15 protein-coding genes and 4 tRNA genes (1 of these 19 running past the window's edge) are annotated in these 22,653 nt (G+C 43.8%); 5 read left to right on the forward strand and 14 right to left on the reverse strand.

The window, feature by feature from the left end:
- Positions 1–3: 3 nt before the first annotated feature.
- The 10 genes from lacC to A6749_RS08330 all read right to left on the reverse strand — a co-directional run bounded on the left by lacC (position 4) and on the right by A6749_RS08330 (position 11,733).
- A complete protein-coding gene (gene lacC, locus A6749_RS08285; RefSeq protein WP_066387896.1) occupies positions 4–942 on the reverse strand; it encodes a tagatose-6-phosphate kinase in 939 nt (312 codons plus the stop codon).
- On the reverse strand, positions 939–2,105 hold the full coding sequence (nagA, locus tag A6749_RS08290) for an N-acetylglucosamine-6-phosphate deacetylase (protein ID WP_066387899.1): 1,167 nt from the start codon (positions 2,103–2,105) through the stop codon (positions 939–941). The genes lacC and nagA overlap by 4 nt, the downstream gene beginning before the upstream one ends.
- A gap of 32 nt (positions 2,106–2,137) precedes the next feature.
- Positions 2,138–3,304, reverse strand: coding sequence for an AgaS family sugar isomerase (gene agaS, locus A6749_RS08295; protein WP_066387906.1), 1,167 nt, complete (start codon positions 3,302–3,304; stop codon positions 2,138–2,140).
- Positions 3,305–3,471: 167 nt separating this feature from the next.
- Positions 3,472–4,377 carry an ROK family protein gene (locus A6749_RS08300; protein WP_066387909.1) on the reverse strand — a complete coding sequence of 302 codons (906 nt, stop codon included), beginning with the start codon at positions 4,375–4,377 and terminating at the stop codon, positions 3,472–3,474.
- Between the two features lie 179 nt (positions 4,378–4,556).
- Positions 4,557–5,315 (reverse strand): carbohydrate ABC transporter permease, encoded by a 759-nt coding sequence (locus tag A6749_RS08305; RefSeq protein ID WP_236719773.1) that lies wholly within the window; start codon positions 5,313–5,315, stop codon positions 4,557–4,559.
- Between the two features lie 89 nt (positions 5,316–5,404).
- A complete protein-coding gene (locus tag A6749_RS08310) occupies positions 5,405–6,352 on the reverse strand; it encodes a carbohydrate ABC transporter permease (RefSeq protein WP_066387915.1) in 948 nt (315 codons plus the stop codon).
- Between the two features lie 60 nt (positions 6,353–6,412).
- Positions 6,413–7,654: an ABC transporter substrate-binding protein gene (locus A6749_RS08315; RefSeq protein ID WP_066387918.1), complete on the reverse strand. Its 1,242-nt coding sequence runs from the start codon at positions 7,652–7,654 to the stop codon at positions 6,413–6,415.
- Between the two features lie 170 nt (positions 7,655–7,824).
- Entirely contained in the window at positions 7,825–9,099 is a 1,275-nt protein-coding gene (locus A6749_RS08320; RefSeq protein ID WP_066387921.1) for a Gfo/Idh/MocA family protein, read from the reverse strand.
- A 91-nt stretch (positions 9,100–9,190) separates the two neighbouring features.
- A complete protein-coding gene (locus tag A6749_RS08325) occupies positions 9,191–10,240 on the reverse strand; it encodes a LacI family DNA-binding transcriptional regulator (protein WP_066387923.1) in 1,050 nt (349 codons plus the stop codon).
- A gap of 281 nt (positions 10,241–10,521) precedes the next feature.
- Positions 10,522–11,733, reverse strand: coding sequence for a M14 family zinc carboxypeptidase (locus A6749_RS08330; protein ID WP_066387926.1), 1,212 nt, complete (start codon positions 11,731–11,733; stop codon positions 10,522–10,524).
- 486 nt (positions 11,734–12,219) lie between these two features.
- Here A6749_RS08330 and A6749_RS08335 point away from each other — a divergent pair, with 486 nt between their 5' ends.
- The 5 genes from A6749_RS08335 to A6749_RS08355 all read left to right on the forward strand — a co-directional run bounded on the left by A6749_RS08335 (position 12,220) and on the right by A6749_RS08355 (position 22,150).
- Positions 12,220–13,905, forward strand: coding sequence for a serine hydrolase domain-containing protein (locus A6749_RS08335; RefSeq protein WP_066387927.1), 1,686 nt, complete (start codon positions 12,220–12,222; stop codon positions 13,903–13,905).
- 136 nt (positions 13,906–14,041) lie between these two features.
- On the forward strand, positions 14,042–16,111 hold the full coding sequence (locus A6749_RS08340; RefSeq protein ID WP_066387931.1) for a glycoside hydrolase family 3 protein: 2,070 nt from the start codon (positions 14,042–14,044) through the stop codon (positions 16,109–16,111).
- 376 nt (positions 16,112–16,487) lie between these two features.
- Positions 16,488–17,741 (forward strand): exo-beta-N-acetylmuramidase NamZ family protein, encoded by a 1,254-nt coding sequence (locus tag A6749_RS08345; RefSeq protein WP_066387940.1) that lies wholly within the window; start codon positions 16,488–16,490, stop codon positions 17,739–17,741.
- A gap of 71 nt (positions 17,742–17,812) precedes the next feature.
- Positions 17,813–18,190 carry a protease inhibitor I9 family protein gene (locus tag A6749_RS08350; protein WP_164745707.1) on the forward strand — a complete coding sequence of 126 codons (378 nt, stop codon included), beginning with the start codon at positions 17,813–17,815 and terminating at the stop codon, positions 18,188–18,190.
- 267 nt (positions 18,191–18,457) lie between these two features.
- The gene (locus tag A6749_RS08355; protein ID WP_236719775.1) at positions 18,458–22,150 is read left to right on the forward strand and encodes a S8 family serine peptidase; all 3,693 of its coding nucleotides are present in this window, start codon (positions 18,458–18,460) and stop codon (positions 22,148–22,150) included.
- A gap of 257 nt (positions 22,151–22,407) precedes the next feature.
- Here A6749_RS08355 and A6749_RS08360 read toward each other — a convergent pair.
- From A6749_RS08360 to A6749_RS08375, 4 genes are all read right to left on the reverse strand, one after another.
- Positions 22,408–22,481, reverse strand: a tRNA-Ile gene (locus A6749_RS08360).
- 4 nt (positions 22,482–22,485) lie between these two features.
- A tRNA-Gly gene (locus A6749_RS08365) sits at positions 22,486–22,559 on the reverse strand.
- A 10-nt stretch (positions 22,560–22,569) separates the two neighbouring features.
- Positions 22,570–22,643 (reverse strand) — tRNA-Cys (locus A6749_RS08370).
- Between the two features lie 8 nt (positions 22,644–22,651).
- Positions 22,652–22,653, reverse strand: a tRNA-Gly gene (locus tag A6749_RS08375) (it continues 73 nt past the right edge of the window).

Here is a 22,653-nt window from a genome sequence, read left to right on the forward strand (position 1 = left end):
CCTCTATAAATCTATTTTTTTAACCTCTACTAATTTAAAAAAATGCTCAAACTTGCTATATTCAATATGACCTGTTCCAGCCTCCATCGTATTTAACATCCCCGTAGTCATTGCTGTTTTCAGCACATCGGCAACAGGCAGCTCTTTATCCAGCGCAACAGCTATGCCGGCAACGGTAGCATCCCCGGAGCCAACTGGGTTTACCACGTTAATTGCAGGAATCTTCACCCTGTAGTAATCCGCACCTTGCTTAACGAACGCTCCATCGCCGCCAAGGGATACAACAATCCATTCGATTCCTTGGAACATTTCAGCTGATAGCACTTGTTGCAAACTGGCTGCGCTTTGTTCCACTTCTCTGCCTGTCAGCTGCGACAGTTCTGTTAAATTTGGCTTGATAGCAAACGGTTTTACCCTATGGGTTAACACCTGCCTCAGCGCTTCTCCTGATGTATCCAAAATCACAGGAATTCCTTTTTCTCGGCCCAGCTCTACCATTGCTCGATAAAAATCGGATTCCAGCCCTTTTGGTAAACTGCCTGAGATGGTGACAACCGAAACATCCGACAGCAGCAGGCGAAACGTTTCCAAAAATGCTTCGCCTTCTTCTACCGTTAAGGTCGGGCCCGATTCTAAAATTTCCGTTTGCTTGCCGTCATGGAGAATCGCGATGCAGTTTCGTGACTCTTGGTTGATTTTTAAAAAATGGTTGGCAATTTCGCTCTTCATTAATTCCCGGACAATGTAATCGCCGATAGTTCCGCCCAAAACACCAGTAGCAAGGACATCCTCACCCATTTGTTTGATGACGCGCGCAACATTTAAGCCCTTGCCCCCAGCGGTTTTGCGGGCGTGTTCAACGCGGTTCACATCATCCAGTTTAAAATCTTCAATTGGATAGGAAATGTCTACCGATGGATTCATCGTGACTGTTAAGATCATGGCTTTTCCTCATTCCTGACATCATACCGGCATTTACCGTCAAGATAGGTCGCGATTAACTCAAGCTCAGGTGTCAATACAATAAAATCGGCAGCATAGCCTGCGGCGATTTTTCCGCATTCACCGGCGATGCCCACGCTTTTTGCCGGAGCCGTACTGGCCATATAAATCGCTTCCTCCGGTGTTGCAATACCCCATTCAACAACATTTTTGACCGCATCTTTTAACTGCAGAATACTTCCCGCCAAGCTTCCGGTCTCAAGCCGTGCAGCGCCGTTTTTCACCTCAACCGGGAACTCCCCAAGCTGATAGCGGCCTTCAGGCATCCCGCCAGCCATCATGCAGTCGGTAATCAAGACTGTTTCCTTCCGGCCGCGGGCGTTCATTAAGATGTTAGCTGCGGCGGGGTGAACATGGTGTCCGTCACAAATAATTTCCGCAAACACATTTGGTAGATTCATTGCCGCTCCAGCCATTCCCGGCTCACGATGGTGCAGCCCGCTCATGCCGTTGAACGTATGAACAAAAATCGAAGCACCCATTTCTACCGCCTGTTTCGCCTCGTCATAAGTGGCATCACTATGAGCTAACGCCACAGCAATCCGGTCCCCTGCGGCATGCTCAATAAATTCCACTGCGCCATTACGTTCCGGAGCAAGGGCAATTTTTCTAATAAAGCCTCCCGAATGCTTCTGCCAAGCCTCCAGCAGTTCAATCGACGGATCGCAGAAATACTTCGTGTTTTGGGCACCTTTATGTTTCTCTGTAAAAAACGGACCCTCTAAAAAGATGCCTTTTATTTTGGCGCCCTTTACTTCCGTGTAATTTTCACCGATCATTGCTACAACTTTATTCAGCGTCTCTGGTGATGAGGTAAGCGTAGTCGGCAAAAATGACGTCACACCGCACGAAAGCAGCCCCTCGGAAATCGCCTTTAGCCCTTCCGCGTCATTATCCATAACGTCGTGGTTTTGAAAACCGTGAATGTGGGTGTCGACCAGACCCGGGGCAATCCATTGGCCGGCATAATCAATGATGCTTGCCGACTCATTAGGTAATTTTTTGAAAAACGCGGTAAATTTACCGTCTTCGATTTTCAAGTAACCCGGACCCGTAATTCGATACTCCAGGAAAAATCGATCTGCATAAACAAATTGTTCCATCGCTGCTGCACCTCTGTTTTTTTAAAAGAAAATTACTTATACTCGTGAATCGTTACACCTTTCACCACACGATTGACCGTGCCGGTTGGCGAAGGTGTATCCGGGGTATTGCCGACTTTAATCGAAGCATGGAGGGCGACTGTTTGACCAACCATCACATACGGCAATGACAGATAGGCATCCGGTACCGAACTTCCTTCAGCGTCGAACAGGAAGGTATGACCGGCGTAATTCGTTTCGCCGTCAACGGCAATCGCATTCACATTGCTGGCAATATTGTCATGTTTTAATTCGTTTAAAATATCTATATCATATTGACGGGTATAAGGCTGGTTCGAAACAAATACAAATACAAGTGCTTTTTCATTTACAAAGGATTTTGGACCGTGGCGGAATCCAAGTGACGAATCGAACGAGGTGGCAACTTTGCCCGCCGTAAGCTCCAATATCTTTAATTGTGCCTCTCTTGCCAGACCTTCAAAGCCGCCGGAGCCAAGATAAATGATCCGGTCAAAATCTGCCTCAATCATGCTTTGAATATCAGCCTCGCGGTTGATCACACTCTCACCCATACGGCGGATTATTTCGACATTTGCTTGTTTCTCTTCAATCGACAGCGTATCGAAAATAAGCAAGGCAGTCAGGGTCATGCAGGAATAGCTGCCTGTCATCGCAAAACCTTGATCATTCGACCGTTCCGGCATTAATAATAGAAGATTGTTAGTATCACCTTGGGCCCGCTGTGCAAGCTTTCCTCCCTTTGAGCAGGTAATGGTAATCTGATAAAGATTTGTAACCATCTGTTCCGCCAAATCCACGGTTGCCAAACTCTCCGGGCTGTTGCCGCTGCGTGCAAAAGAGATCAGCAATGTCGGGATGTCCGTTTTTAAAAATTGATATGGATTCGACACGATTGCCGTTGTCGGCACACTTTGCAAGTCCCATTGCTGTTCATTGACTTTTCCTTTTAAATAGGGGATTATAGTGTCCCCGACATAGGCGGATGTTCCCGCCCCCGTAAAGATCACCCGAACACGGTCATGCTTTACTGTTATGTTTTGTAAAAAAGCTTCAATTTGCTGCTGTTTGTCTTTATAAATGGCGAATGTTTCACCCCACAGTTCAGGCTGCTGTTTAATTTCCGCCGTTGTAATCGCAGCCCCTAACGGCATTAATTTTTCAGGACTTAATGTAAACAATGGTGACACTCCTTTTTTAATAGTTTAGAAGAATATCTGATATCGTCGAATTTTCGATCGATAACGGCGAAACGGGAGGCTTTATCGGCGATTCAAGTGACTATATCGGCGATTTACGCACAGTTATCGGCGAATTCGAGCACTTGATCCGCGATAAGTTCACGTGTTTAAATTTCTTCAAATACCCGCAGTCCCGCACCGACAACACCGTTGTTTTGTTTGATGGCGCTGACCGACAGATTGTTTAATAAATGCTGCTGTTCGGGAATCTGATAGGCTTTTAGTTTTTCCTTGATGAGATCAAGCAGGAACGGATTGTTCGCGATAACACTGCCGCCAAACACGAGTTTGTGCGGGTCGAGCAGGCAGGAAATGGCGTAAAGGCCCTGCACCCAATTGTCTGTTACTTCATCGATGATTGACCGATACTCGGGTATGCCAGCTAGATATTGTTCAAAGACATCCTTCGTTGTCAGGTCCGGGGATTGAAGCTTTTTTCGAGTTAATGCTCCAATTGCCGGTCCCGCTGAGGCCTTTTCCAGCCGCTCAAGCTTATTCCCGGCGGCTTTTGACAGAATGGGAATTAAACCTGCTTCACCCGCAAAACCAGCCCCGCGGAAAAACTGTCCTTGGTGAATAATTGAGCAGGAGATACCGGTGCTAATAGTGAAATAAACAAAGGTTTCGTCGGGCTTCGCTTCAGCCGCCTTCCACTCCGCAAAGGCCGCCATGTAGACATCATTATCAATGGTTATTCGCTTTATCCCAAACTGTTCCCGCAGCCGTGCGGCAATGGGGAACTGAGCCCATGGAAGATTATTTTGAAAAACGGCAATCCCCTGCTCCCGGTCCACCTTGCCTGGCACACCCGCACCAATGCCCTCGAGGTCGGCGACGGAAAGGGAGGAATCTCTAAGGACTTTTTGAACCGCTTCTACTACTCTCGTAAACATCTTTTCTTTGTCCGATGGATCGCTTTTGGCCTCAGCACGCTGCAGCAACTCGCCCGTTTCTGAAATGATGCCTGCGGCAATTTTGGTTCCGCCAATATCAATACCGATGGCTTTTTTCATATTTTCTACACCCCTCCTGTTTCATCTAATAATGATGGGTTGTTGGTACAACTTATATTTTAAAAAAACTCATAGATCTTAGCTATGAGTATCGTTACTTTATTATAACACACCAAGTTATAGGGTCAACCCAACGATTTAGAAAGATTGCAGTGCTTTAACCTCCGAACAGACCCTTATTATTTTCCACCGGTTACCGCAATGCCTTCAATGAATTGTTTTTGCAGGAACATGAACAGAATCAACATTGGCAAAATGGCTAAAAAGGAACCGGCCATAAGAACCGGATAGTTCGTTAAGTATTGACCTTGGAGCGAAGATAATCCGACTGACAGGGTCATAGATTCTGGAGAACTATTGACAATCATTGGCCACATCAATTCATTCCAGCTCCAAAGAGTGGTGAAAATACCTAATGCGATTAAACCTGGCTTTGCAAGCGGAAGCATAATCCTCCAGTAAATTTGGAAATGGTTGCAGCCATCCAGCCTGGCCGCCTCTTCCAATTCCTTCGGTAGTCCCATAAAGAATTGCCGCAGGAGGAATGTACCGAACGCACTGAATAAGCCCGGTACAATAACAGCCTGTAAGGAATTCAACCACCCTAATTTTACCATAATCATATATTGCGGCAGTAAGAATACTTGCCCGGGTACCATTAATACCGTTAACGCTAATAAAAACAGGAAGTTCTTGCCGGGAAAGTCAATTCGGGCGAAAGCGTAGGCCGCTAAAGAGCAGAGAAACAGCTGACCGACTGTACGAATTACCGTTATTATCACGGTATTATACGTAAATTTAAAAAATGGAAGCAGCCCAAATACCTCTTTATAGTTTCCCCATTGCAGGTTCTCCGGAATAATGACGGGGGGAACATGAATAGACTCTGCATAGGTTTTTAACGAGGTAAGGATCATCCATAGAAAAGGCACGACCATTGCCACCGATCCAACAATGAGAATAAAATGGATCAGGAATGTTTTACTAGTTACAAGCTGTTTTGTTCTTTCCAATCGGACCACTTCCTTTATTCATAATGAACCCACTTCTTCTGTAAAACCATCTGAATCGCCGTAATTATTAAAATCACAATTAACAGAAGAACAGCGATGGCAGCAGCATATCCCTTTTCATTCAATACAAAGGCATGCTGGTAAAATAAATACACAATTGATTGTGTACTTTCAACGGCTGTGCTGCCTTTACCAATCATCATGAAAATCAAGTCAAACACTTGGAAGGCACCGATTAGTGACATAATTGAAACAAAGAAAATGACAGGTGAAAGCAGCGGCAATGTAATTTTAAAGAAAACCCTAAACGGACCGGCGCCGTCGATCTCAGCAGCTTCATAGTACATTTTCGGAATCCCTTGCAGTCCAGAAAGGAAAATAACCATGTTATAACCAATACCGCTCCAAATCGCCACGACAATAATCGAATAAAGAGCAATGTTCGGGTCACTGACCCAATGGGGTCCTTTGATTCCGACTAAAGATAATAAATAATTAAGCAAACCGTAATCTGCGTTATAAATCCATTTCCATACCATGGCGATGGCTGCCGGCATCGTAATGACAGGCAGAAAATATAATGTTCGGTAGATCGATTTACCCTTTATTTTTTGATTTAAGAGAACTGCAACGATAATTGATAGAAAAATACCAACTGGTACCGTAAAAATGATATAAATGCCGGTATTTTTAAAAGATTGCAGCAGGTTTAAATCCCCAAGCATCCGCTTATAATTATCAAGCCCAGTCCACTCATACTGGCCAAACGCGCCCCATTCGGTAAAACTGTAGTAGAATGTCTGGATGATAGGCCAAAGGTAAAAAATAAACAGTCCAAGCATCGTCGGAGCAATCATCAAATAGGCCCAAAGATAATCCGAACGCTTCCGTGTTTTTGTTAAGCTAGTAACCTTTAATTTTTTTGGGGTTTTTACATCTTTTTGAAGAGGCACCTCTCTCACTGCTTTCCCTCCCTTTCAAGAATGGAAGAGAAGAAAAGGGCTTCTTCGCTTCCATTGTTATTACTTATTAAGTTCTTCGTTAGCTTTGGTCGTTAATTCTTTAACAGCATCCTCAACACTTACCTCTTCGCTCCAAGCCTTTTTTAGGATATCTGTCTCATATTGCCAAATAGCACCAGTATTTTTTACACTTGGCAGCGGTACAGAGTAGTCTGCACCATCAATAAAGGCTTTAAGATTTAAATTCGGGACTGATTTTTCCCAAGCATCCTGTGTACCATTAAAGGCTGGAATAACTGTGCCAGTCTTTGCATAGACTTCCGCTGCTTCTTTAGACCCTAAGAATTGAACAAACTTCCATGCGGCATCTTTATGCTTTGTATTTGCCGCAATTACATTTGCTAAACCATGAATCGCAACTGCGCGTTTCTTTCCTTTAGGTACAACCGCCACGTCTAAATCCGGGTTTTTCTTATATTCCGGTACCATCCAGGGACCATCGAACATCATTGCCACTTTTCCTGAAGAAAATAATTCAGATGCTGCTGTTTCCGTCATTTGTGCTTGTGTTGGAGATAAACCTTCTTTAATAAAACTAATATTATATTTCAGTGCCTCGATTGCTTCAGGCTGATCAAACCCAACTGATTTGCCATCATCTGAAATGATGTAGCCGCCATTTTGCCAAATAAAATCATAGTATCCGCCTTGGTTTCCCATTAATGAAGCATATCCCCAAATGCCCTTGTCCTTGTTTGTCAGCTTTTTCGCAGCTTCTTTTAACTTGTTCCAATCCCATGTTTCATCCGGGTATGATACTCCGGCTTCATCAAAAATCTTCTTGTTATACCAGAGGCCCGTTGTATCGTAATCTTTTGGAATTCCGTATACCTTTCCACCTACAGTGTAAAGGTCTATTAATGATTTCGGATAATTATCCAAGCTATAATTATCCTTTTGTGCCATGTCGCTTAGTGGAAGAATGACTTTTCCTTCCGCATATTGAACAACATGTGCACCGTTCATCCACAAAACATCCGGTAATGCACCGCCAGTTGCTGCTGTTTCAAGCTTTTGAAAATATTGTCCATAGGGAGTAATCTCAGTTTTCACCTTAATATTCGGGTTTTTTTCGGTAAATTGTTTGATTATCTCATTAATGGCAGGAAGCTGTTTTTTATCCCAAATACCATATGTGATTTCTACTTTTCCATCACCTGAAGCCTGATCGCTGTCACTGCAGCCCGCAAGCCCCATTAACCCTAGGACTACTGTTAAAAGCATGGTTAACCATTTTTTCATTCCATTTCCCTTCTTCCCTAATAGTTTCATAGTTTTTAATCGAGTTGCACTTTTGAATATTCCGCATATTTATATTAAAATTTTTTATGGATAACGATTTCCACCTCCACTCAAAACGTTTTCCTTAAATTTATATTGATTCACCACAATTTGTGGTGCAAACAATCATGTTATACGTTGAGTTCTTTTATCAACTTTTGATAATAATCATCGATGGCAATCGATTGTCCCATATTTAATCGTGAATCTTCTGCCGCAAATGCCATCAAATGGCTGCGTACCGATGCTGCTGTAGAGGATACCCCGTCCTCACTCCTGCCAAGCTTAATTTCACGGAGAAAAGTTCTCATGATGCCATGGTCACCACCGCCGTGTCCACCCACAGGGCTGTCAAGATGAATGATGGTTTCATGCTTGGTCAAAAAATCAAAGATGGAAATACTGTTTTGTTCCATGTTTCCGCGAATTTCACCCTTTGTTCCCATGATTTGAACAATCCTCGTTTGTTCTCTGGTGAAAGCAGACATGCTGAATGTTGCCGTCGCACCACCTTCAAATTCCATGTTAACCACCTGGTGGTCCACAACATTATTATCTGAGCGGTACACACATTTTCCATATGGAGTTTTTTGCAGTGCCTTAATGATTCCTTCGTTAGTGCAATCTTCCGTAAATTTCTTAGCCCAGCCCTTCCCTTCACCTAGATAATATCTGCCAGCATGAAATGGACATTCCAACTCCGCGGGACATCCGTCCAAGCATCTTTGTGGTGCGCCTGCCGGGGCATTTTCTTCTTTAAAATGCATCAGTGAACCATAGGAACTAATCCGCTTACACTCCTTGCCCATTAAAAATGAAATAATGTCCATATCATGACATGATTTCTGAAGAATCATTGGACTTGACTTTTCTTTATTACTCCAATTGCCACGGACAAAGCTGTGTGACATATGCATATATTCCACATTTTCGTTTAGCTGCAGCGAGACAATCTCGCCAATATCGCCTCGGTCAATGATCTTTTTGATAGTTGACCAAAAATCGGTATATCTTAGAACATGACATATAGTCAGCTGCCTGTTATACTTTTTCGCAGCCTGTTCCATGGCAATACATTCAAGCGGATCCGGGGACATTGGTTTTTCCAGAAGAACATGATATCCGAGTTCCAACGCTTTCATAGTTGGTTTGAAATGATTCCGGTCGAGGGTGCAGATAATAGCAATGTCGGCCATTTTTTGTTCAAGGCCGAGAACCTCTTCCCATGACTCATAACAATGTTCAGCAGGAATGTTATGTGTTTCCTGCAATCTCGATCTTCTTTCCTTCCACGGTTCGGCAATCCCGACAATCTTTACTTCATTTGGATATGCCAAGGCATACGGAGCATATGCCCTCGCTCCTCTGTCACCAGCCCCAATTAAAATCGCCGTCATTGTTTTCATGTTGATTTCCCCTCTCATATTTATATATCTTGCGGAAAATTTTCCGTATATTATCCAAACGTTTTCCGAAGCTTTTAAAAAAAAGAACCGCTTAGGTCCGTTTTATTAATGATGAATCACGAATTACCAATTCAAAGGGCAATGTCATCTTGATTGGGAGAGTAATTTTCCCTTCTACCATTTCCATAATAGTTTTCGCTGCCATACTTCCCATTTCATACTTTGGAATCTCTACCGTCGAAAGCGGCGGTGATGAGTATTTGCTCATTTCAATATTATCTACACCAAAAAATGCCATATCCTTGGGGATGTTGAGTTTATTTTCGATAACCGCCCGCATCGCAGCAAGAGCCATCAGGTCACTGGCACAAACCATAGCAGTTGGCAAATTCGCCGTATTTCTCTGAATCAGCTGGTTCATTGCCTCATAGCTGTTTTCCATTTTCCACTTGGTATTAATAATCCATTCAGGATGTAATTCAAGTCCCGCTTCTTTCATCGCCGCCACAAAGCCTTTGTAACGAAATTCATTGTGAAGATCCTGATAATCGCCATTAATGCCGCCGCCAATAAAGCCGATATCACGATGCCCCTGGCTGACGAGCTGCTGAACGACCGCTTTCATTGCTGCTTCACGATCATAATCGATAACCGCAATATTTTTATCAGTATAGAAGAAATCCAGCCCGACTAATGGAATTGTTTTCTGAATGTACTGAATTAGACTGTCATCAATTTTGTCAATTAACAAGAGCCCTTCAATCCCAAGATCATGAATGGTCTCCAGCAGCAATGCCTCATTTTCCAGTTCATCCTTAGTAATGCTGATGAGGGTGTAATCATTAACCGTTAGGGTGTCACGAATCCCTCGATATATGGTTGCAAAATATGGGTTTGTTTCCGCCTGTGTAGGATTGGCCACCCAGCCGATTTTCATAGTTCTCGTATTCGTTTTCTCCTGCTTGTTATTCACCAGATTACGCGCATGCTGATTCGGAACATACCCAAGCTCTTTAACAGCCTGCCAAATCTTATTCTTCGTCTCCTGGTTTACATTCCGCGTCTGGTCATTCTGAATCACACGCGAAACAGTCGAAATCGAAACTCCCACATACTCCGCAATATCCTTCAATCGTACCACTCAAAAAACTCCTCTAAACTTTCTTAATAATTACTTATACACTTTTCATAATTGTTTGTCAATAGATGTGACAAGGTGAAAGTTTTTGTACAAAGTCCAAGAAACTTTACTGGGCTAGCCATTCTCTTTATCTGATAAATGATTAACTGCCTCCCTCGACAAAACATAAAAAGGCGCTGACTCCCGCTATTATGAAAATAACGGGAAACAGCGCCTTAATTATATATTAGCTATGAAAATGAGACAGGAGTACCGTCTCCATGCATCCATCAAGTAAATTCTTAGAGCGACGGCTGATAGGCTGTTTCTGGAATCTTTTCGTAGTCTTCCGGATTTAATTTATTTACGGAACCATCAGCTACCCCATTAATAATTCCGTAAAGTCCTGTTTCAACTGCCTTCACCAATTGCCCTTTCTTCTTTTGCCCTAATGTATGAGACTGCCCTCTTACTTCAAAAAGAATCGTGCCGCTGCCATTTAAGGCAAAGCTCCCAAGAGCTGTTCCAGGAAGGTCTAAATTTCGTTGATAAAGCGTAATATTGTTAAACACTGAGTTTTCACCAATCGATTGAAGTGCATTGTATGCCGCTAGATTTAGCTGCTTAGAGAAGTCAACGTTATAGTTTTTAGCATACTGTGCATACTTGACCCCTTTTTCAGACCGCGGGTCCGGCACAAATTCGGCTGATAATGACATTGTTACAAGATCATCCGTACCCTCTACATAATATTGTCCTTGATGGTGTAAATCAATGAATACGTCGACTTTGCCGAATTCTTTTTGCAGCGACTTATAAACATCCCTAACCGTTTGCGACTCTGGTGTTATGTACCAGCCCGGCCTATCTGAAGCCCCAGGGAAATCTGCTGCTTTAGGTGCGTAATTTAAATTAGGATTAAAGTCACGGTTTACGTCAAAGCCTGGCTTTCCAGTATAATCTCTCTCCTGTCTTACTCCCGATGCATAATAATTCCAAGCCGGTTTTGATGCTGCAGCAAGCTGCGGGAATTTCGCAATGACTTCAGCCCACGACATATCATTTCCACGTCGGTCGAGCTCGGACGCATCAGGGTTCATTTTTGGCAGCACCACCAACGTAATTTCTTTTCGAATCTTCTCTGCCTCAGTGGAGTTGCTAGACCCAACATATTGCAGGAGATTCAGAATCGCCTCTGTTCCGGTCTTTTCATTTCCATGAATTTCACTTTCAATGAGGACTACTTTTTTTCCATTTCCTACTCGCGCCTTGTAAATATCTCTGCCGCGGTTCGATTGGCCCACTACCTCTACGGCTACTCTGCCTTGGCTGTTTTTCTCAATTTGCTGGAGTCTTTTTATCATTTCCGCATGGTCGGTAAACCCTTTAATAGAATAAACTTGATTTTCATTGGTCAAATTTCCATTTGGGGAATTCGTTGCTAAAGTCGGCGTGGCTAAACTAGCACAAAGTGTAGCAGCCATCAGGCCTGTCATCATCTTTTTCTTCTTCATCTCCATCACTCCTCTAGTATTTTCGCATACAACTACTATTCTATTAAGAGCTTCGGTCAAAAGGTGTTATATTATCGGGGAGAAAAACTTCTATTTTTGTAATAAAAATGCTAATTTTGTCTAATTATCTGAAAATTAGGATACAAATAACAAGATTAGTCCCCTGCTTTCCTTCTACTAATTTAGATGAAATGAACTAGTAATGATTTGATGGTTTGGACTGTAAGATTTATAAAATCGCCACTAAAAAACCTTCCCCCATGCATCTTGAAATAAAATTTCACCATTTCACTAAATATTTTAAAAAATAAATCTATCTTCACGGTCCTTTTTACCTAATTTTTGGTGGTTATGGGTCTTAGGTGGCATGGACGGAGCCGTGGGATTGGCGATATGCTTTTACTATCAATTGGAAGCGCTGTCAGCGGGTTTTGCGATACATACGTCTTTCGCTTACAATTGAAATCATTCATAAGGGGAGGACATATGATTAGAAAAACGCTTATTTTCAGTTCTGTTTGTACTATTTTTCTAGGTACTTCTACGGTCTTTGCAGGAGGTGATGTCCCTTTGAGTCCACCGATAGAAAAGAAGGAAAAAGCCAATGTTCCATCCGAGAAGCCGCACCCTGTTTTCACCTGGAATTCCAACATCCTGCCGACATCCGGCGTTCTACACCCTGGCTCTGCTAGAGGCGCGGGCATGGTGGAAGCCCCTCTCCAGCAAATCGACCAAATACTAAACCAAGCTATTTCGGAAAATGTTATGCCCGGTGCAGTAGCCTTTGTCGCGCGTGGCGGGCAGATTGTGAAGCACGATGCCTATGGATATGCAGCAAAATACACGGATGGCAAGTTCACAGAAATGGAACACCCGATTGCCATGCAGGAGAATACCATTTTTGACCTGGCATCCATCAGTAAAATTTTTACGTCGACCGCGGTGATGCAGCTTTTTGAAAAAGGCTTGTTCCAGCTTGATGACCCTGTTGCGAAGTATATTCCGGAATTCTCAGCTAACGGCAAGGAAAACGTTACGATCCGCCAGCTCTTGACCCATACGTCTGGATTTACTGCCTGGATTCCACTTTATTCACAAGGGAATTCACGTGAAGACCGTCTTCAAATCGTTTTTAATCAGCCGTTAAAAAATGCACCCGGCACCAACTATGAATACAGCGATTTGAACATGATCACCCTAGGGGCTTTAATCGAGAAGTTATCGGGGCAGCGCCAGGATGTTTTCGTTAAAGAGCATATTACGGAACCGTTAGGAATGAAGGATACGATGTACAATCCGCCAGCTGCGTTAAAAAATCGAATTGCCGCTACAGAATTCCAAGCGACTCCGAACCGCGGGCTCGTTTGGGGCGAGGTTCATGATGAAAACGCCTGGTCGCTCGATGGTGTCGCCGGACATGCAGGCGTGTTCTCAACTGCTCAGGATCTTGCAAAATTGGCGTATATTTTTATCAACGACGGCAAGTATGGTGGAAAAAGAATTCTTAAGCCGGAGACGGTCAAATTGCTGCTGGAAAATCAGAATGCCGCTTTCCCTGGTGATGACCACGGGCTTGGCTGGGAGCTCGGCCAAGGCTGGTACATGGACGCTTTATCAGAGGGTACCTACTCCTTCGGCCATACGGGCTATACCGGGACATCGATTGTCGTCAGCCCGAACAACAAAACGATTGCGATTTTGCTGACGAACCGGGTTCATCCTTCGAGAGCTACGGTGTCTACGAACCAGACGCGGCGGTTGTTTGCTCGTCAGGTTGCTGATGCCATTCAGGTTTCGATTCCTGGGAATGGTTCTGCATGGTTTGCCGGATACGGCGATAAAATCAATCGTGTAATGGAAGCTGATTTGAAGCTTGAGGCTGACGCGAAATTGACATTTACCACTTGGCACCGGCTTGAAAATCAGGCGGATTATGGTGCAGTGGAAGTGCTGATCGACGGCGGATGGCAAAGACTCGCATCGTTTACAGGTGCAAGCAATGGCTGGGAAGCGAAATCCATCGTGATCCCTAAGGATGCATCGAAGCTAAGGTTTGTGTACCAAACGGATTCTTCCGTGAACGGTCGTGGAATCTATATCCTTGATCCAAAAATTGATTCCGGCAGCGGTCTTGATTTTTCGAAAAATGATTGGGTGTTGCGGAACTATTAGAAAAGGGGAAGTTGGATTCGCTAATAAAACGCTCGAATTCGCTAATAAAAGGCTGTAAATCGCTAATAAAACTTAAAAAACCGCTAATAGACCGGTGAAACTCACTAATAAGCACCACATTAAATAGAGAGGAGAAATGCAATCCATGAAAAAAATTATTTTTTCACTATTGGCCATTATCCTGGCGGTTACGGGAATTCCTCTTACGGGAGCAAAGGCTGCTACAAACATCAAGGACCTCGTCATTGACTTGAACGTCCCGCAGGTTACAAGAGACGTGCAAGACAATAAGCTTCAGCTGAACCCGCTGCACGTTTATGAAGATGGGGACTTCATGCTGGCTTCGAAAAATCTAACCTGGAAGTCATCAAACAAAAATGTAGCCGATGTCAAGAACGGGGAAGTGACGTTAAAAGGCCACAACGGCAAAACATTTATTTCAGTCAGCGATGGAACATACAGTGACCGAATTTCCATTCAATACAAAGGCAACCAGGAGAAAATTCTTGTGAAAAAGGAAAGTGGCTCACGCTATGACTTAATCGGCGAGGCAATCAAGCAAATGACGATGGAGGAAAAAGTCGGACAAATGCTGATGCCGGACTTCCGTACATGGAAGGGAAAAAATGTTACCGTCATGAACGACGAAATTGCGAAGCTCGTGAATGATTACCATCTTGGCGGCGTGATTCTTTTTCGCGAAAATACAGTAACAGCGGAGCAAACTACAAAGCTAGTTCATGCTTATCAAGAAGCCGCGGAAAAATATGGGCTGCTGATTTCAATTGACCAGGAAGGCGGTATTGTTACCCGCCTGCAAACAGGGACTGACTTCCCCGGCAACATGGCGCTTGGGGCGACACGCTCTGAAGAAACAGCAGAAAAAGTCGGCCGTGCCATCGGCGAAGAGCTGCATGCACTTGGCATCAACATGAATTTCGGCCCTTCACTCGATATTAATAACAATCCAGATAACCCAGTCATCGGTGTCCGTTCATTCGGTGAGTCACCGGAGCTAGTGGCGAATTTGGGCAATGCCTACATTAAAGGGCTGCACGAAAGCGGTACCGCTTCAACAGCGAAACATTTCCCGGGTCACGGCGATACGGCAGTGGACTCCCATGTTGGTCTGCCGGAAGTTCCATATGATATCGACCGGTTGAAAAAGGTGGAACTTTATCCGTTCCAGCAGGCAATGGATGGAGGAATTGACGCCATTATGACGGCCCATGTTACCTTCCCGAAAATTGATGATACGAAGGCGATTTCGAAAAAGGATGGCACGGAAATTGCTGTGCCGGCCACACTGTCACATAAAGTGTTAACGGGACTGATGCGCGAGGAAATGGGCTTTAAAGGCGTAATCGTGACAGATGCGATGAATATGGGTGCGCTTGCTGACCATTTTGGTTCGGTTGATGCCGCCATCCGTGCAGTCAAAGCGGGTACGGATATCCTGTTAATGCCAGTCGGAATTGAAGCGGTAGCAAAGGGACTTTATGAGGCAGTAAATTCCGGCGACATTTCGATGGATCGAATCGAAGCGTCAGTAGAGCGAATTTTAACATTGAAATTAAACAGAGGGATTGTAAAGGAAGAAGTTGGCAGCAGCCTTGAGGAAAAGGTGGCAAATGCGGTGAAGGTTGTCAGCTCGCCTGAACACAAAGCGATTGAAACAGAAGCCGCAGCAAAATCAATAACACTTGTAAAAAATAATGCCGCCCTTCCGCTGAAAGTTTCTGCAAAGGATAAAATCGCTGTTGTCGGCTATTCCGGCTATTATGTCGATACCCTTGCGGATGAGGTGAAAAAGCACCATGACAATGTGGTTTATATTAACACCTCCGGACCGCTAACCGCTGCACAATTGGCTACGGTGAAGGATGCGAAAGCCATTATTGTCGGGACCTATACATCAAGCGTCGGCGGCCGTGCACCGAATGCCAGCCAAATGGTGATGACGAATCAGTTAATTGATGCGACAGATGCCCCAGTGATCGCAGTCGGGATTCGCAATCCGTATGATGTAATGTCCTATCCAAATGTCGATGCCTACTTGGTACAATACGGCTTCCGTCCGGCAAGCTTCGAAGCTTCTGTCAACACGATTTTTGGTGAGAATCAGCCGGTTGGCAAGCTGCCGGTGACGATTTATAACCAAGACGGCAGCGTGATGTATGGATTTGGGCATGGGCTGAGCTATTAATTGACCAGGCCATGATTTTTTACCAATCTTTGTACAATTGAGCTTGATTTACGTAAGATTGGGATTGTTTTTTGTAAAATTGACTTCCGATTATGTGGAAATAAAAGAGTCTAGCCTAAATTATTCCAAACTTTGTATAAATGAGTTGCGTTTTCGAATAAAAGGCAGTGATTTTTGTAAAATAAGTTCTGCATTTTGTAAAAACACCAAAGGTTTATCCATCTTATCCCAACATTCGTAAAAAAGATCTTAAATTACGTAAAAAAGGCACCGTCTTTTGTAAAATTAGCCCTACATTATGTAGAAAAAAATTACATCTCAACGGCGGGGGAACACCCCTCCCCGCCAATTTCGGAATCAAGAGGAGGTTTTATTTTTGAAAAAGTTACTGACTGGGCTGCTGGCGCTGGTTCTCCTGCTTTCTACAGTTTCAGCCGCCATCGCCAAAAACGATAAAGAGAAGAAAAGTAAGAAGTTCCGCCTAGGTGTGGAAGTACTCCTGCAGGACAAGCTGGATTTAATCAAAGGTAAACGTGTTGGACTGATCACCAATCCTACTGGTGTCGACCAGGACCTTAATAGTATCGTAGATTTGCTTTACAACAACCCCAATGTTGAGCTGACAGCGCTTTATGGTCCGGAGCATGGAGTCCGCGGGGATGCTCAGGCCGGGCAGTATGTAGAAAAATATATCGATGAGAAAACTGGTATTCCTGTCTACAGTTTGTACGGCGCAACGAAAAAGCCGACCCCGGAAATGCTGAGCGATGTGGATGTACTGTTGTTTGACATTCAAGACGTCGGAACCCGCTATTACACCTACATTTACACAATGGCACTGGCGATGGAAGCAGCGAAGGAAAACAATATTCCGTTTATCGTCCTCGATCGCCCGAATCCAATCAGCGGTACAAAGGTCGAGGGACCGGTTCTTGAAGACAAATACTCTTCCTTTGTAGGCGAATATCCAATTCCTGTCCGCCACGGTATGACGGTCGGCGAACTGGCGAAACTTTTTAACAAAGAATTTGCAATCGGCGCTGATTTAACGGTTGTAAAAATGGACGGCTGGAAACGAAACATGTATTACGATGACACACCATTGCAATTTGTCCTGCCATCGCCAAACATGCCAACTTTGGATACTGCCCTTGTTTATCCGGGCGCAGCCTTGATTGAAGGTGTTGCCAATGTTTCCGAGGGCCGCGGTACAACGAAGCCGTTTGAATTAATCGGGGCTCCGTTTATTAACAGCACGGACTTGGCAGCGAAGCTGAACTCGTATCATCTGCCTGGCGTGAAATTCCGTGCCGCTTCGTTCACACCAACATTTTCAAAGAATGTGAACCAGCTGAGCCATGGAATTCAAATCCATGTGACAAACCGTGATGCTTACAAGCCATTTGAAACTGGACTATACATTGTAAAAACGATTCATGATATGTATCCAAATGACTTCCAGTTCCGCGCTCGCAACAGCGCCGGTGTCTCCTTCTTCGACCAGCTTGTCGGTAACGGCTCCATCCGCGACGGAATCGAAACAGGCAAATCCATCGAAGAAATGAAAAAAGAATGGCAGCCAGGATTGAAAAAATTTATGGAAACTAGAGATAAGTATCTGTTATATTAAGGAAAAAGGTGTCAGGCACCATGTGAATTTTTCACATGGTGCCTGACACTCTTTCTATGAAGGGAGAGGAAATGATGTATCCTAGTGTTTTTGTTGATCCGATGATTGATTTGAATAGTATTAACGTGGTGTCTGTGATTGTTGTTTTTAGGACACCGCCGGCGAGTTCAGCGGTCGCGCATGCAAAGATGGCGGGTGTGCCACTTACGTTAGAACAGGCGGAGCAGGATGTGAAGGAAAGCCATCACCGGTTTCAAAGAGATGTTAAAAGGTATTTGGAGAGTGCCCATATCCCTTACAAGATTACCAATACGTACTCTTCAGCTCTAAACGGTGTCGCCATGTCCCTTCCTGCTGTGGCCATAAGGCAATTGCTGCACTCACCCGAAATTCAATCCATCCATGCCAACAAGGAAATAAGCCTGGATCCCCCAATGAGTCCGCGATAATTCTACTAACTTTTAAGATAGGGGAAATCATTACCGCATTTCCCCCTAATTTCCCCCATTTTCCGACAGCAAAAATAGACATAGTTTCCCGAAATGTTATTCTATCTTTTATTTGGACTCCCGTAATATAATACTCTTGTAGACTAATATTTCCAAATATTCATAATATTAATCAACTATTCCTTAATACATATTGTGAGGTGATCAGTAGGCAGCAGCTCTAGGTTTATTGAAATTTAAAAATGAAAGGGGTTTCATAATTTGAGGGTGACAAAGCAAAAAAAATTATTTAGCAGTTTACTAGTTTTCACATTAATTTTGTCTTTATTTTTTCCAATGTATGGTTCGGCTGCAACGGAACAGACTCCATCGCTAAACGACAAATTAAGCAGCGAAGCTCTATCACAAATGAAAGCAATTATCGCACAGCACAAAGCTGCCGCCCTTAACGGCCCAGTATTTCATTCCGATTTACAGAACCTAACGGGCGATGAAGAGGTCGCTGTCATTGTCGAGTTATCAGAAATGCCGGTTGCTCTTCAAAAAGGAATTCATAAAGTCAAAGGAAAGAAATTCACGAAGACAGACGAAGACAATGTAAAGAAAAAAGTCAGAGCACAGCAAAAAAAGTTCAAAGACCAGGTAAACAACAAAGGAATTAAAGGAAAATACCGTTTTACCTATGACTACACATTCAATGGCTTGGCCCTTAAAGTGAAAGCAAACCAGCTAAAGCAGCTATTAAAGCTTGATGGGGTCAAAATGATCGAGCCTGACGTAGAAATGAAAGCATTAGGCGACCCCGTTCCAAGCGATGCTGCAACGGAAGATCCAAACACTGCAGGGAAATTCCTCAATGTTCCAAACGTCTGGGATTTAGGCTATCAAGGTCAGAACGTCAAAGTAGCTGTTTTGGATACAGGAATTGACTATTACCACCCTGAATTCGAAGGCATATACAAAGGCGGATATAACTTCATCGATCAGTCTAATCGGTCCAATTACACTCGTGACCGTGCGAGCGACGACCCCTATGAAACGTCACCACTAGATCGCCCATCCAATAAAGCTGAATTCGATTCTAACGGCAGCTCATTTTACACCGAACATGGTACACACGTAGCTGGCATTATTGCTGCACAAGGGAAAAATCCATATGGTATTAAAGGCTTGGCCCCTAAAATCGATCTATATGCCTACCGGGTATTAGGTGCTTACGGCAGCGGGCCAAACTCCGGCATTATTGCTGCAATTGATAAAGCCGTCCAAGAAAAAATGGATGTCATCAACTTATCGCTTGGCAGCACGAGTAATTCTGCCACTTCGTCCGATGCCATTGCGATTAACAATGCCGCTCTTGCAGGCGTAACTGCCGTTGTAGCAACTGGTAATAGTGGTTCAAATCGCGGAACGATTGGGTCACCGGCAACTGCCGCGTTTGCAATTTCCGTTGGGAACTCCACTATTCCGGAAAAGTCAATGAAAGGCGATGTCAATGTTCAAGTTGAGGGAGCATCTTCTGCCACATATAACCTTAATTTAATGGGCTGGAAATACGGAAGTGATCCTGGAAAAATTTTATCAGGAACTTATGATGTTGTGGCAGTTCCGAACTACGGTGTGGATAAGGATTTTGAAGGCTTAAATGTTAAAGGAAAAGTAGCGCTTATTTCTCGCGGAGGAAATATTCCATTTGTTGATAAAATTGCTGCCGCTAAGAAGGCTGGTGCAATCGCAACGATCATCCATAACAATACAGGTACAGCACCTGCAGGAGTTTTTCTTGGTGATTCGTTTGCCTTTATACCGGCATTTGATATGTCAACAACCGATGGAAATGCCTTAAGAACAGCCTTACAAACGAAAAAAGCAACCGTCACATTTAGCAATATTACTTCAAGCTTAACAGCTGGGGATGATATCAATAGCTCCAGTTCGAGAGGACCGGCTAACCCTAATTTCGATTTGAAGCCGGACGTATCAGCACCTGGAACAAATATTATGTCCTCCGTTCCAGCCTATATAAAGGATTTCCCGGATGCTAAATATGATGAAGCCTATGAGCGCTTTACCGGGACAAGCATGGCCACTCCACATGTAGCGGGTGTGGCAGCATTACTGAAATCCCAGCATCCAGACTGGGGTCCGTTCGATATTAAAACGGCGATTTCTAATACTGCAAAACAACTGGATGTTGCTAAGTATGATGTGTTTGCCCAAGGACCTGGGCGGGTACAGCCGCTTGCTGCTGCGACAACAGAAGCATTAGCCTATGCGAAGGACACGACTACTTTTTCCAATAAGACATACGACAACCTAAAAGGTACGATTACATTTGGTAATGTTCCGACAGGCAGTAAGATTACGGTAACAAGAGATATTATAGTAAAAAATCTTACTGGGAATGCCAGCGATTATACAGTGGACATTCAAGTAACGAAAAAAGCAAGCGGCACATTGGCCGGAACAACGGTAACAGTGGATCAGCCAAGCTTTACTTTAGCTGGTTCAGATACGAAGACATTGAAGGTTTCCTTAAATGTTCCTGCCGGTTCTGGCTCGTCAGGAAATGAAATCCTTGGCTATGTGAAGCTGACGAATGGAAAAACAAATTTAACTTTACCATTTGCGGCCAACTTTGCACCGCCAACAGGAATTAAGAGCTTCTCGATTGACAGCGACGTCATCTCGCCTAACGGGGACGGCAAACTTGAAAGCACGACAGTGCGCTATGAGTTCTGGAATTCTCAAAGAAGAACATACATCAATCTCTTTGATGCTGTAAATCAGACCAGCGGACCTTATGGAAGTGGAGATCTCGGATATCTAATAAATACTATTTCTACATCAACTGGTCCAAAGACAGTCACATTTAATGGAAGCTATACCGAGTGGGAAACTGGTATAAAGAAAACAACTCCTGACAGTGTATTTGCTTTAGAGTTAACTACGCTAAATCTTTTAGGAACAGCTATTGTAGAATACGATTGGATTGGTCCGGTGTTTGTCAAGTCGACTCCGACAACTATCAAAGCGGAAGACCAAATAACTTCCAGCGGCTCAAGCTTTAAATATACTGGAAGCCTGGAAGACAAGTTTATTGACTTTGGACCAACTGTTGAAGAAGTTTTCGGCCTTGATTATGATGTTAACTCCAAGCTTCATCTTAAGTATGAGCTAACAAACAGCAACGGGGAAACTTCTGAAATACAGCCAGTTACCCTTGAGCAAAGCGGGAAGTTTGAAATTTCTTTAGATGGCCTGACACTTGGCGACAATAAGTTAAAGTTGATTGTTGATGATGAGGCGCAAAACCATGCAGAGAAGGAAGTCACGATTACCCGCGAGGATAAGACCAAACCGGTAACGACCGCTAAGATGAACGGTACATCCGGTAATAACGGTTGGTATACTTCAGATGTGACTGTAAATCTGGACGCTTCAGATGACGAATCTGGCGTTAGTAAAACAGAATACAGAATCAATAAAGGGGAATGGAAAACATATACCAATCCAGTGACACTATCTACTGAAGGAAAAATTCAATTTGAGTACCGCAGTGTGGATCAATCCGGTAACACGGAAGATATACAATCACTAGATGCTCATATTGATAAAACGGCACCAAAGCTTCAAGTGACCGTTGATAAACCGCTGCTTTCTGTACCAAATCATAAGATGGAAAATATTAAAGTAACGCTGGATTCCTCTGATGCTATTTCAGGTATTGATTCAGTTGTACTGGAATCCATTACGGTCAATGAAGAAAATTCAACAGAAGATGATATCAAAGATGCTGACTACGGAAAAATGGACACTGAATTTAGTCTTCGCGCCGAAAGAAATGGTTATGGTAACGGACGAGTTTACACCATTACCTATTTGGCAACCGACAAAGCAGGCAACACTATCAGAGAAACTGCTACTGTCAAAGTACCAAAGGGAAATCAGGGTAAATAACGAAAAAAAGTGCCTGCACAGCCCAAAATATTGGGTTGTGTCAGGCACTTTTTGTTTTTGTAATATAGAATTGGGGTTTTGCCAGGATTTTTACCGGGTTACTCGTCTGATTTACTACTTTACCCGTCGAATGTTGGAGTTTACCCGTCAAAATCTTGGGTTTACCCGTCAAAAATTTTAATTTACCCGTCAGCTTTTGCATGTTACCCGCCAAACGAAAAAAAGAAGCTGAAGAAAAATTCCTCTGCTTCTTGGGATGGGCCTAAATGGACTTGAACCATCGACCTCACGCTTATCAGGCGTGCGCTCTAACCAGCTGAGCTATAGGCCCATAATGGAGCGGGTGATGAGAATCGAACTCACAACAACAGCTTGGAAGGCTGTGGTTTTACCACTAAACTACACCCGCATCATTAAAATGGAGGCGGCAACCGGATTTGAACCGGTGATAAAGGTGTTGCAGACCTGTGCCTTACCACTTGGCTATGCCGCCAATCAAATTG

Origin of the sequence: Neobacillus mesonae (assembly GCF_001636315.1) — a bacterium.
Lineage (GTDB): Bacteria > Bacillota > Bacilli > Bacillales > Cytobacillaceae > Neobacillus > Neobacillus mesonae.